A 12356-nucleotide genomic window follows, 5' to 3' on the forward strand; every position below is an offset into this window, starting at 1 on the left:
GTTCGCGTCGAGCGGCGCCGGGCGGACCAGGATGCCGGGGTTGAGGAGGTTGTCCGGGTCCCAGAGGGCCTTGGCACGCTCGAAGAGGGCGACCGTCCGCGCGCCGTACATCCTCGGCAGCAGCTCCGCCCGCGCCTGCCCGTCCCCGTGCTCCCCGGACAGCGAACCGCCGTGCGCCACCACCACGTCCGCCAGCTCCTGCGAGAAGCGGCGGAAGCGCGCCACACCGTCCGCCGACAGAGGTCGAAGTCGATGCGTACGTGGATGCAGCCGTCGCCGAAGTGCCCGTACGGCGTGCCGCGCAGGCCGTGGGCGGTCAGCAGCGCCCTGAAGTCCCGCAGGTAGCCGCCGAGTCGGGCCGGGGGCACCGCGCAGTCCTCCCACCCCGGCCACGCCTCGCTCCCGTCCGGCATCCTGGTCGCCGTGCCGCTGGCGTCCTCCCGGATCCGCCACAGCGTCCGCTGCCCGGCCGGGTCGGTGACCACGAGGGCGTCCACGACCTCGGCCGCCCGCACCACCGCTTGCGCGCGCGCCCGCGCCTGCGCCTCCGTGTCGCCGCCGGTCTCCACGAACAGCCAGGCCCCGCCCCGCGGCAGCCCTTCGGTGGACGGCACCAGGTCCACCGCCATGCCCTCCACCGTCAGCGGGCCCAGCGGCAGCAGTCCGGCCGCCGCCTGCGCCGCGTCCGCCTCGTCGGCGTAGCCCAGTACGGCCAGCGCCCGCGCGGGGGGCGACTCGACGAGTCCTACGACCGCCTCCGTCAGCACGCCCAGGGTGCCCTCCGAGCCGCAGAAGGAGCGGGCCACGTCCGCGCCCCGCTCCGGCAGCAGGGCGTCCAGCGCGTAGCCGGAGATGCGGCGGGGCAGGTCGGGGAAGCCGGTGCGCAGGCGGGCCAGGTCTCCTTCCACCAGCGCGCGCAGGCCCTCCGGCGCCCCGGACCAGTCCTGTCCGAGCCGCAGCCGCCGTCCCCGTGCGGTGAGGACCGAGAGCTCCCGCACGCTGTCGGCGGTCGTGCCCCACGCCACCGAGTGGGAGCCGCAGGAGTTGTTGCCGATCATGCCGCCGAGCGTGCAGCGGCTGTGGGTGGAGGGGTCGGGGCCGAAGCGCAGGCCGTGCGGCGCGGCGGCGTCCTGGAGCCGGTCCAGGACCAGCCCCGGCTGGACGACGGCCGTGCGCGCCTGCGGGTCGAGGGCGACCAGCCGGTTCATGTGCCGGGTGAAGTCCAGCACCACGCCCGTGCCCGTCGCCTGCCCGGCGATCGAGGTCCCGCCGCCCCGCGCCACGACCGGCACACCGTGCTCCCGGCACACCTCCAGTGCCGCCGCCACGTCGTCGGCGTCCCTCGGCGCCACGACACCGAGCGGGACCCGCCGGTAGTTCGAGGCGTCCATGGTGGTCAGCGCCCGGGAGGTGGTGTCGAACCCGACCTCGCCGCGGACGGCGCTGCGCAGTGCTGCCTCCAGATCGGTCATGCCCTCCAGCATGGTCTCTCGTAGCTCCGTACAGGTCCGCACGGCGGAGATCTCGTCTCATCGGACGGACATGTCGTCGCCCGGTTCGGCCGAGGCGATACCCTCCGGCTCGTGGCTGAGATCCAGATTCCTGCTGACATCAAGCCCGCGGACGGTCGATTCGGCGCGGGTCCCTCCAAGGTGCGGGTGGAGGCGCTGGACGCCCTGGCCGCCACCGGCACGTCCCTGCTCGGCACCTCCCACCGCCAGGCGCCCGTCAAGAACCTGGTCGGCAAGGTCCGTGAGGGAATCCGCGAGCTGTTCCGGCTCCCCGACGGCTACGAGGTGATCCTCGGCAACGGCGGCTCCACCGCGTTCTGGGACGTGGCGACCCACGGCCTGATCGAGAACAAGTCGCAGCACCTGAGCTTCGGCGAGTTCTCCTCCAAGTTCGCCAAGGCCGCGAAGCTCGCCCCGTGGCTGGCCGAGCCCACCGTCGTCTCCTGCGACCCGGGCACGCACCCCGAGGCGCGTGCCGAGGCCGGCGTGGACGTGTACGGCCTCACGCACAACGAGACCTCCACCGGCGTCGCCATGCCGATCAAGCGCGTGGCCGGTGCCGACGAGGGCGCCCTCGTGCTGGTCGACGCGACGTCCGGCGCGGGCGGCCTGCCGGTGGACATCGCCGAGACCGACGTCTACTACTTCGCCCCGCAGAAGTCCTTCGCCTCCGACGGCGGCCTGTGGGTCGGTGTGTTCTCCCCGGCCGCGATCGAGCGCGCCGAGCGGATCCACGCGTCCGGCCGCCACGTCCCGGAGTTCTTCTCGCTGCCGACCGCGATCGACAACTCCCGCAAGAACCAGACGTACAACACCCCGGCGCTCGCGACGCTGTTCCTCCTCGGCGAGCAGCTGGACTGGATGAACGGCCAGGGCGGCCTGGACTTCACCACGGCCCGCACCAAGGACTCCTCGTCCCGCCTGTACACGTGGGCCGACGAGTCGAAGTACGCCACCCCGTTCGTCTCCGACCCGGCCAAGCGCTCGCAGGTCATCGGCACGATCGACTTCTCCGAGGACATCGACGCCGCCGCCGTCGCCAAGGTGCTGCGCGCCAACGGCGTCGTCGACACCGAGCCGTACCGCAAGCTCGGCCGCAACCAGCTGCGCGTCGCGATGTTCCCGGCGATCGACCCGGCGGACGTCGAGGCGCTCACGAAGTGCGTCGACTACGTGATCGAGAAGCTGTAGTCGTCACCGCTACGACGACGAAGGGCGCCCGGCGGACGATCCGCCGGGCGCCCTTGGCGCATCCGCGGGCCCTACTCCTCGACGAACAGCTCCTCGGCCCGCACCGCGCTCAGGGAGCGGTCGAGCCAGGTCACCAGTACGTCGAGATCGGTGCAGTCGGTGATCCGCTCCCGGACGGAGTCGGGGATCTCGATCCCCCGCACCTCGAGAATGCGCAGGATGTCCTCTGCCTTGCCCTCTGCCTTGCCCTCTGCCTTGCCCTCGGTCTGCCCCTTGGCACGGCCCTCGAGCCAGGACTCCTCGACGATCGAGTTGCTACCCGGAAAGTTCGGCGTGTAAGTGGCCATCAGTTTCCTCCAGTAGTCACGACCCGGGCCCTCGCCCAGCCCGACTTCAACGATCTCCGCCCAGTCCACACGGTCCACGTCCCCGGACCCGGGCTTGTCGGCGTTGTCCGCCACTCCTGACGCCAGCGCGTCCAGTATCGCAGTCAGGCCCGGGTCCGTGGCATAGGCGAGTGCGGAGAAGACAGCGACTCCAAGGTCTCGGGCCGCCTCGTCCGCGTCAGTGATCACAGGGAGAACTCCGGGCCCCAGGACCAGCGGAAAGACAACCATGCTCGTGTGGAACCCGCGCCCGACACGAATCGGTTCCGCCGCCCAGGCCGCGGTCGCCTTGTCCTTGCACACCACCAGAAGGAACGGCGGCAGCCGGTACTTGGCGTACATGTGGGCCAGGTAGTACGTCCAGCTGTTGTGCTTTTCCGGATCCGGCTTGCCCTGCGACTCGACGGCGAGCAGGAAGCCGCCCTCCTCACCGGCCACATGTACCCGGAACACACTGTCCACTCGGCGCTCCAGTGGCCTGATCTCCGTGAGATCCGTGTCCAGGGGCTCGATCGCCGTGTGCTCCGGAAAACCGATGCCCGCCCGCGGCAGAAGTCGGGCGAAGAGCCCCGGATCCACCCGGAAGATCCGGTGCAACGCTTCGTGCGGTGAACTGACCATGCGACGGAACGTAATCTCGTGGACGCACTATGCGCTGACGTCCGACTCAGGCTCAGCCGTATGAGTGAACATGCCGACGGCCTATGCCGGACGGCTGGGCGTCGACAACGGGGACACCCGCACCCGGCGGCGCGATGACCGACCCCGAGCCGCCCCTCTCCGAGGAGGCTTTCCGCACCGGGTTTCGACCGCCTGGAGTTCGGGGCCCGGCCGCGGCGGGCGGCTCAGCGGCGGCGGAAGGCCCGGCGCAGGCCGAAGAGGGCCACGAGGACGACGAGCAGCCCGACCGCGCCGGCCTGGAGCGTGATCCCGCCCGGGCCGTCGGACCCGTCGGAGTCCCCGGAGGAGCCGGAACCGCCGCCGCCCGCGCCACCGTCGGCCCCGGGCACGTCCTCGGCCTTCACGGGGCTGTTCGCGCCCTCCATGCCGAGCAGCAGCTTCTTGCCGTCGATGGTGTAGGTGGCGGACTCGCCCTGCCCGAGGGGCACGCTGATCCGGTCCTCGCGCCGGATCTTCCCGCCGTTCCAGTCGTACCAGATGCCCCCGAGGTAGCCGCGCACGGCGAGTTGCTCGCCGTCCGGGGAGAACGCGGCGTCCGTGGCCCACAGGTCCACGGGCACGGTGGGCCTGAAGACGTTGGTGCCGGAGGACGACAGCTTCGCCGGGCCCTCGTACAGGTGCCCGCCGTCCTCGTGCTTGTCGATGAGGTACACCCGCCCGGTCTTCGGGTGGACCACCATCGACTCCGCGTCGCGGGAACCGTCCGTGTACTTCACGACGTACTGCGTCGCCCTGACGGTCTGGTCCTTCAGCTCCGTCGGCTCGGGCAGCTCGTAGATCCACACGTACGGCCAGGTCACACCGTCGTTGTCGCCGATGTCGCCGACGAAGATCTTGTTGCCGGGACCGATGGCGATCGCCTCGACGTCCCGGGGCGTGCCGACGCCGGACAGCGCGACGCGGGCGACGGTCTCGCCGGTGGCGCCGTCCACGGCGTAGAGGTAGGGCCCGGTGTCCTGGTCGTTGTGCGTCCAGTACACGCCGGGGTGCAGGCGGGAGGCGGCGAGACCGCTGGACTCGGTGATGCGCGGGTCCTTGATCGTGAAGCCGTCGCTCCCGGCGGGCGCGGCGTCCCCGTCCGCTGCGGAGGCGGGCACGGCGAACGCGCCCACGAGAAGGGCCGAGGCGAGGAGGGCGAAGGGTCGGCGCATGCGCCAAGCCTGCCATCCCGCGCGGGCGTTCACGTCGCCGGTCACCCTGCGTGGTCGGGCTCACATCGCGCCGGCCAGGCCGATCGTCCATGATGAGCGGATGCTCAGGTTCATGTTCGTCGGTGACTCCATGACGATCGGAAGCGCCGGCGAACACACGTGGCGCTACCGGCTGTGGCAGCACCTGCGCGACTCCTACGGCCGCCCCTTCACCTTCGTCGGCCCCCGCGAGACCCTCCACGACCAGGTGACGGACGCCCCCACCTCGTACGCCTACGCCGATCCCGACTTCCCCCGCGCCCACCTGGCCGGCTGGGGCGAGGGCTGGCACCACATGACCCCGCTGGTCGGGGAGACGGTACGGACCTGCCGCGCGGACGTGCTCCTGGTCTCCCTGGGCCTGATCGACCTCGGCTTCTACACCAACGCCGAGCAGACCGCCGCCAACGTCCGCGCCTTCGTGGCGAACGCCCGCTCGGCCAACCCGCGCGTCCGCGTGGCCGTGATGACGGTGCTGCACAACATCCGGGTGGAGGCGGACGAGTCCTTCGCCGGGCAGGTCGCCCAGTTCAACGAACTCCTCGCGAAGACCCTCGCCGACCACGACGACCCGCGCTCCCCGCTGCTGCTCGTCCCGCCCCCGGCGGCGTACGACTACCACACGGACACCTACGACGGCACGCACCCCAACGAGAGCGGCGAGCACCGGATCGCGGAGGCGTTCGCGACGGCGATGGACGAGGAGTGGGGGCTGGGCGGGCCCTACTCCCCCGCCCCGTAGGCCCTCCGGAGCTCCGGAGCCCCGGAGCCCCGGATCCTCGAGTTCGCCGCCGAAACCAGCGTCCCCGCTTGCCTGGAGCGCACTCCAAGCCGTTGGCTGGGGGACCATGGAGTACACGCAGCTCGGACGCACGGGACTCAAGGTCAGCCGGCTCGTCCTCGGCACGATGAACTTCGGTCCGCAGACCGACGAGGCCGACAGCCACGCCATCATGGACGCGGCGCTGGACGCCGGCATCAACTTCTTCGACACCGCCAACGTGTACGGCCAGGGCGAGAACAAGGGCCGTACCGAGGAGATCATCGGCAACTGGTTCGCCCAGGGCGGCGACCGGCGCGACAAGACGGTCATCGCCACCAAGGTGTACGGCACCATGGCCGCCGACGGCGTGGCATGGCCCAACCACGACAAGCTGTCCGCCGTGAACATCCGGCGTGCGGTCGACGCCAGCCTCAGGCGGCTGCGGACCGACCACATCGACCTGTACCAGTTCCACCACATCGACCGCGCCACCGGGTTCGACGAGATCTGGCAGGCCGTCGACACCCTGGTCCAGCAGGGCAAGGTGCTGTACGCCGGGTCGTCGAACTTCCCCGGGTACAAGATCGCACAGGCCAACGAGACGGCCGCCCGGCGCGGCGGGACCATCGGGCTGGTCAGCGAGCAGTGCCTCTACAACCTGGCCGAGCGCCGCGCCGAGATGGAGGTGATCCCGGCCGCGCAGGAGTACGGCCTCGGCGTCATACCGTGGTCGCCGCTGCACGGCGGGGTGCTCGGCGGGATCATCAGGAAGGAGGTCCAGGGCGGGCGCCGGGCCTCGGGGCGGACGGCCGACACCCTGGCCGACCCCGCGAAGCGGGCGCAGATCCAGGCGTACGAGGACCTGCTCGACAAGCACGGGGTCGAACCGGGCGAGGCGGCGCTGGCGTGGCTGCTGACCCGGCCCGGGGTGACGGGTCCGATCGTGGGGCCGCGGACGGCCGAGCAGCTCGCCTCGGCGCTCAGGGCCGTGGAGCTGGAGCTGTCGGACGAGCTGCTGACCGGGCTCGACGAGATCTTCCCGGGGACGGGGCCCTCTCCGGAGGCCTTCGCCTGGTAGCGGGACGAGGGGGTGAGCGGGGGCGGCGGCCGCCCCCGGGGCCGGTCAGCCGAGGGCCGCCGCCACCGCCACCACCACGAGCATCAGCACGAGCACACCGGCCATGATCCGGTTACGGGTCTTCGGGTCCACGCCCCGAGCCTAACCGGCGCCGCCGAGCGGGCTGCGGGCGACCGCCTCGTAACGGGGCTGCTCGCCCGGCACGCCTGACCCCGGCAGGTGGCTGCGGACCAGCGCCAGGTCGGTCACGGTCCAGGCGGGACCGGTGAAGCCGGCCAGCGCCTCGACGTAGGGGCGGACGTCGATCGCCTGCCTGCTGCGAGCCAGGGTCAGGTGGGGGTGGTGGCGCCGGTGCTTACCCATCTCGACGCCCGCCCTGCGTCCCGCCGACTCGGCCCGGTCGGCCAGCAGCCGCAGCGTCGCGAGCCCGCCCTCCGCTCCCGCCCACAGGGCCCGCCCGTGCCCGAACTGGCCGCCGCCGCGCAGCGCCAGTTCGAAGGGCGCGGTACGGCGCGCCGTCCGCTCCAGACGGGCGGACAGATCGGGTACGAGCCCGTCGTCGACCTCGCCGTAGAAGGCGAGCGTGAGGTGCCACCCGGGGCGACCGGTCCAACGCAGCCCGTCCGCCCCGGGCAGCCGCCGCAGCGCGGCCACCTCGTCGGCGAGCGAGGCGGTGACGTCCTCGGGCGGCAGTACGGCGGCGAACAGTCTCATGGACCACAGTCTGCCCGGCACACCCCTGGCGTCGTCCGCGTCGTTGTACCGGGCGGCCGCGCCGGTTCCGGGAAGGCAGGACACGCATGACCTACGGCAGGGGCGAACTCACGCTCGACGAGCTGTTCGACTGGCTGGAGAGAATGCCCGTTCCCGAGGGCCACAAGTCCGAGATCGTCGGTGGCCACATCTTCTTGTGGCCCCAGCGGGACACCCACTGGGACATCACCATGGCCCTTCTCGAGCAGCTGCGTGCCAGGTACGCCCGCAGACGCCTTCTGTCCGACGTCCGCATGGACTACCCGGGGTATCTCAACGGTTTCGCCCCCGACGTCGTGGCCCTGGCCGAAGGGGCCCGGAAGGACGACAGGGGCCACTGGCGTCCCGACGACGTCGAGTTCGTCGCCGAGGTCGTCTCCCGGAGCACGGCGGGCAACGACCACGGTCCCAAGAAGGACGCCTATGCCGCCGCCGGCGTCCCGGTGTACCTGATCGTCGACCCGTACGCCGGCGAGTGGCACCTGCACACCCTGCCGCGGGACGGCAAGTACCACGCCGCCGTCAGCTTCGGCTTCGGCGAGGACGTCGACCTGACCGGCACCGTCGTCGGTCTCGCCCTGAAGACCGACGACTTCCCCCGCGACTGACCGGGCACCGGCACCGCACCGGCACCTGAACCGGCCTACGCCACCGGTGCCAGCGCCTCCCGTCGCTCCCGCGGTACGAACCGGACCTGGGGGTGGCCGCGGTGCCAGCCGACCGACAGGCGCAGGTTGCCGACGCGGGCCAGGACCAGGCCGATGACGAGTGCGGCGGTGGCGGCCACCGCGCCGCCCGCGGCGAAGCCCACCCGGGCGCCGTAGGTGTCGGTGACCCAGCCGACGATCGGGGCGCCGACCGGGGAGCCGCCGAGGAAGACCATCATGTACAGGGCCATCACGCGGCCCCGCATGGCCGGGTCGGTGGACATCTGGATGCTGGTGTTGGCGGTGACGTTGACCGTCATGCTGAAGACGCCGATGGGGACCATGAGCAGTGCGAAGAGCCACAGCTCGGGCGCGGTCGAGGCGACGATCTCCAGGGCGCCGAAGCCGAGGGCCGCCGCGATCAGGACACGCAGCCGGGTCGTGCCGCGGCGGGCGGCGAGCAGCGCGCCGGCCAGGGAGCCGACGGCCATGAGGGTGTTGAAGAGGCTGTACGCCCCGGCTCCGGCGTGGAAGACGTCGTCGGCGAAGGCGGACAGGAACACCGGGAAGTTGAAGCCGAAGGTGCCGATGAATCCGACCAGCACGATGGTCCAGATCAGCTCGGGGCGCCCGGCGACGTAGTGCAGGCCCTCGCGCAGCTGGCCCTTGCCGCGCGGGGCGCGCTGGACGGTGTGCAGCTCGCGGGCGCGCATCAGCAGCAGGCAGCTGAGCGGCGCCACGAAGGACAGGCCGTTGGCGAGGAACGCCCAGCCGGTGCCCACTCCGGTGATCATCAGACCGGCGACGGCGGGGCCGACGAGCCGGGCGGACTGGAAGTTGGCCGAGTTCAGGCTGACCGCGTTCTGCAACTGGTCCCGCCCGACCAGCTCGGAGACGAAGGACTGGCGGGCCGGGTTGTCCATGACGGTGGCCAGGCCCATCGCGAAGGCGGCGACGTAGACGTGCCAGACCTGGACGTGGCCGCTCAGGGTGAGGACGGCGAGGGCGAGCGCGGTCAGGGCCATCGCGGACTGGGTGACCAGCAGCGTGGGCCGCTTGCGCAGGCGGTCGACGAGGACGCCGCCGTAGAGGCCGAAGAGCAGCATCGGCAGGAACTGGAGGGCGGTGGTGATACCGACGGCGGCCGAGGAGCCGGTGAGGCTGAGCACCAGCCAGTCCTGGGCGATGCGCTGCATCCAGGTGCCGATGTTGGAGACGACCTGGCCCAGGAAGAACAGGCGGTAGTTCCTGACCTTCAGGGAGGCGAACATCGACGTCCTGCGGGGGCCGCCGGGGGTGGTGGTCGGGGTGTCGTGGCCGTCAGGTGCGGGGGCGGAAGCTGCTCCGGATCCCGTACTCAAAAGGTTCGCCTCCTCGCGAGAACTGCTTACTTGTGTGCGAGCTTCTCCAGCACGGGGGCGGCGGCGCGCAGTTTCGCCCACTCGTCCTCGTCGAGCCCCTCGACCAGCGTGGCCAGGAACGCGTTCCGCTTGCGGCGGCTCTCCTCGAGCATCACCACGGCCTGCTCGGTCTGTGTCACGACCTTCTGGCGCCGGTCCTCGGGGTGCGGCTCCAGCCGGACCAGGCCCTTGGCCTCGAGGAGTGCCACGATGCGGGTCATGGACGGCGGCTGCACGTGTTCCTTGCGGGCCAGCTCGCCCGGGGTCGCGCTGCCGCAGTTGGACAGGGTGCCCAGCACCGACATCTCGGTGGGGCTGAGCGACTCGTCGACCCGCTGGTGCTTGAGCCGACGGGACAACCGCATCACGGCGGAGCGCAGGGAGTTCACGGCGGCGGCGTCGTCGCCATGCTTGAGGTCCGGCATGTTCCTTAGCGTAACTCATTAGGCTAGCGAAATACCAACGCTCGACCGGCCGTGTGCCCGTGACGCCCGCCACTGAAACCCGCAGTTCACCCGTACGAGTGAGTCATTTCCGGAAACGGAGCATCACCCGGGCGCCCGGGGCGACCCTCGTGCCCATGGGGACCAGCGTGCTCAGCCTGCGCATAGACGGGGAGCTGCTCGACCGGCTCCGGGACCATGCGGCGAAAAGAGGAATGAGCGTCCAGGACTATGTCGTCCGGACGCTCATTCGCGATGACTTCGACCAGCGCTTCCAGTCCGCCGTGGAGGAGACGGAACGGTTCTACGGGGTGCCGTGACCCCGCGGGATCACGTCAGGCCCAGGGCCGGCATCAGGTAGTAGAAGGCGAAGACCGCCGACACCACGTACATCGCCACCGGCACCTCGCGGCCCCGTCCGGCCGCCAGGCGCAGCACCGCGAAGGTGATGAAGCCCATGCCGATGCCGTTGGTGATCGAGTAGGTGAAGGGCATCATCAGCATCGTCACGAAGGCCGGGATGGCGATCGTGAAGTCCGACCAGTCGATCTCCCTGATCGAACCGGCCAGGATCAGGAACCCGACCGCGATCAGCGCCGGGGTCGCCGCCTGCGACGGGACCATGGTGGCGACCGGCGTGAGGAACAGCGCCAGGGCGAACAGCGCACCGGTGACGATGTTGGCGAAGCCGGTGCGGGCGCCCTCGCCGACGCCCGCCGTGGACTCCACGAAGCAGGTGGTGGCGGAGGAGGAGCTGGCACCGCCCGCGGCGACCGCGATGCCGTCGACGAACAGGACCTTGTTGATGCCCGGCATCTGGCCCTCGCCGTCGGTCAGCTTCGCCTCGTCGCCGACGCCCATGATCGTGCCCATCGCGTCGAAGAAGCACGACAGCAGCACGGTGAAGACGAACAGCACACCGGTCAGGACGCCGACCTTGTCGAACCCGCCGAACAGGCTGACCTCGCCGACCAGCCCGAAGTCGGGAGTGGCGACGGGGTTGCCGGGCCACTCGGGGGTGGTCAGGCCCCAGGACGGGATGTCGACGAGCGCGTTGATGATCAGCGCGAGGGCCGTCATCACCACGATGGAGATCAGGATGGCGCCCGGCGTCTTGCGGACGATCAGCGCGAGGGTCAGCAGCACGCCGAGGACGAAGATCAGGACCGGCCAGCCGTGCAGATGCCCGCCGACGCCCAGCTGGAGCGGGACGGTGGTCTGCGCGGCGTCGGGGATGCGGGTGATGAAGCCCGAGTCGACGAGGCCGACGATCATGACGAACAGGCCGATACCGATGGAGATGGCCTTGCGCAGTCCGTAGGGCACCGCGTTCATCACGCGCTCCCGCAGCCCGGTGGCGACCAGCAGCATGACGACGAAACCGGCCAGCACCACCATGCCCATGGCGTCCGGCCAGGACATCCGCGGGGCGAGCTGGAGGGCGACGACGGAGTTCACGCCGAGACCGGCGGCGAGCGCGATCGGCACGTTGCCGATGACGCCCATCAGCAGCGTCGTGAAGGCGGCCGTCAGCGCGGTGGCGGTGACCAGCTGGCCGTTGTCGAGCTGGTGGCCGTACATGTCCTTCGCGCTGCCCAGGATGATCGGGTTCAGCACGATGATGTAGGCCATCGCGAAGAAGGTGGCGAAACCGCCGCGGATCTCACGGGGCAGGGTGCTGCCGCGCTCGGAGATCTTGAAGTAACGGTCGAGACCGTTCTGCGGGGGGCGCCGGTCCTGCGGCGGCTCGGGGGACGGGGGGACCTTGGCGGAGGCCGAGGTGGACATGCGGAGACCTCATCACCAACAGGTTCCCCCACGGCCTTGTCGGTGTTCCTATTGGTGTTTTCTACGAATGAAAGTGGTCAGAGACAAACGGGTTCAGTATGAACGTATGAGCCACAGATCGCTATCTCCGCGCGTAGACCCGCATAAGCACCGTGTGGCGCCGCACCGTCAACCCGTTCGCACGCGCCTCGTAAGCTGTACGCATGACGAAGTGGACACCCACGCACGAGGCGCCGGAGCCCCTGGAGGGCCCCGTGGTCCCGACCATCGTCGGCGGCACCATCCTCTGGTTCGTCCTCTTCCTGGTGCAGCTGCCCTTCTACGGCTGGTTCGACGACCACGGGCACACCTGGTGGGTGTGGACCTGCCTGGCCGGGGCCGGACTCGGCCTGATCGGCATCTGGTACGTCCGGGGGCGCGACGCCGCGATCAAGCGGGACGCCGCCGCACAGGGACCCCGGGGCGCGCAGGCGGACCGTCCCACCGCGTAGTACCAGAGCAGCACACCGCGCCGGTACGCCTCGT

The 12356-nt window shown here is 70.8% G+C and carries 12 protein-coding genes and 1 pseudogene; 6 read left to right on the forward strand and 7 right to left on the reverse strand.

Annotation, left to right across the window (positions count from 1 at the left end):
* Positions 1–93 precede the first annotated feature (93 nt).
* Positions 94–1484, reverse strand: a pseudogene (locus tag IE94_RS41900) (FAD-binding oxidoreductase); the annotation flags it as partial.
* 99 nt (positions 1485–1583) lie between these two features.
* Here IE94_RS41900 and serC point away from each other — a divergent pair.
* A complete protein-coding gene (gene serC / locus IE94_RS0119990) occupies positions 1584–2702 on the forward strand; it encodes a phosphoserine transaminase (protein ID WP_030186197.1) in 1119 nt (372 codons plus the stop codon).
* A gap of 71 nt (positions 2703–2773) precedes the next feature.
* Here serC and IE94_RS39935 read toward each other — a convergent pair whose 3' ends face one another.
* Both IE94_RS39935 and IE94_RS0120000 read right to left on the reverse strand, forming a co-directional pair.
* Complete coding sequence (locus IE94_RS39935; protein WP_030186199.1) at positions 2774–3709, reverse strand: RpnC/YadD family protein; 936 nt, start codon at positions 3707–3709, stop codon at positions 2774–2776.
* Between the two features lie 224 nt (positions 3710–3933).
* Positions 3934–4920, reverse strand: coding sequence for a hypothetical protein (locus IE94_RS0120000; protein WP_030186202.1), 987 nt, complete (start codon positions 4918–4920; stop codon positions 3934–3936).
* Positions 4921–5020: 100 nt separating this feature from the next.
* Between IE94_RS0120000 and IE94_RS0120005 the strand changes: the two genes are divergently transcribed.
* On the forward strand, positions 5021–5701 hold the full coding sequence (locus tag IE94_RS0120005) for a GDSL-type esterase/lipase family protein (protein WP_030186204.1): 681 nt from the start codon (positions 5021–5023) through the stop codon (positions 5699–5701).
* Between the two features lie 106 nt (positions 5702–5807).
* Complete coding sequence (locus tag IE94_RS0120010; RefSeq protein ID WP_030186206.1) at positions 5808–6800, forward strand: aldo/keto reductase; 993 nt, start codon at positions 5808–5810, stop codon at positions 6798–6800.
* A 141-nt stretch (positions 6801–6941) separates the two neighbouring features.
* On the opposite strand, the gene thpR is transcribed toward IE94_RS0120010, so the two are convergent.
* Positions 6942–7514 carry an RNA 2',3'-cyclic phosphodiesterase gene (gene thpR, locus IE94_RS0120020; RefSeq protein WP_030186210.1) on the reverse strand — a complete coding sequence of 191 codons (573 nt, stop codon included), beginning with the start codon at positions 7512–7514 and terminating at the stop codon, positions 6942–6944.
* A gap of 86 nt (positions 7515–7600) precedes the next feature.
* On the opposite strand from thpR, the gene IE94_RS0120025 reads away from it, so the two are divergent.
* Positions 7601–8161 carry a Uma2 family endonuclease gene (locus tag IE94_RS0120025; RefSeq protein ID WP_030186213.1) on the forward strand — a complete coding sequence of 187 codons (561 nt, stop codon included), beginning with the start codon at positions 7601–7603 and terminating at the stop codon, positions 8159–8161.
* A 35-nt stretch (positions 8162–8196) separates the two neighbouring features.
* Here the strand turns inward: IE94_RS0120025 and IE94_RS0120030 are convergent, their stop codons facing one another.
* The gene (locus IE94_RS0120030; RefSeq protein ID WP_030186215.1) at positions 8197–9561 is read right to left on the reverse strand and encodes an MFS transporter; all 1365 of its coding nucleotides are present in this window, start codon (positions 9559–9561) and stop codon (positions 8197–8199) included.
* A gap of 26 nt (positions 9562–9587) precedes the next feature.
* On the reverse strand, positions 9588–10025 hold the full coding sequence (locus IE94_RS0120035; protein ID WP_003974639.1) for a MarR family winged helix-turn-helix transcriptional regulator: 438 nt from the start codon (positions 10023–10025) through the stop codon (positions 9588–9590).
* A gap of 155 nt (positions 10026–10180) precedes the next feature.
* Here IE94_RS0120035 and IE94_RS0120040 point away from each other — a divergent pair, with 155 nt between their 5' ends.
* On the forward strand, positions 10181–10363 hold the full coding sequence (locus IE94_RS0120040; RefSeq protein ID WP_171987311.1) for a ribbon-helix-helix protein, CopG family: 183 nt from the start codon (positions 10181–10183) through the stop codon (positions 10361–10363).
* 10 nt (positions 10364–10373) lie between these two features.
* Here the strand turns inward: IE94_RS0120040 and IE94_RS0120045 are convergent, their stop codons facing one another.
* A complete protein-coding gene (locus IE94_RS0120045; protein ID WP_030186218.1) occupies positions 10374–11831 on the reverse strand; it encodes an NCS2 family permease in 1458 nt (485 codons plus the stop codon).
* 203 nt (positions 11832–12034) lie between these two features.
* Between IE94_RS0120045 and IE94_RS0120050 the strand changes: the two genes are divergently transcribed.
* Positions 12035–12322 (forward strand): DUF2530 domain-containing protein, encoded by a 288-nt coding sequence (locus tag IE94_RS0120050; RefSeq protein ID WP_030186222.1) that lies wholly within the window; start codon positions 12035–12037, stop codon positions 12320–12322.
* Positions 12323–12356: the final 34 nt, after the last annotated feature.

Origin of the sequence: Streptomyces violaceorubidus, from assembly GCF_000717995.1 — a bacterium.
Lineage (GTDB): Bacteria > Actinomycetota > Actinomycetes > Streptomycetales > Streptomycetaceae > Streptomyces > Streptomyces violaceorubidus.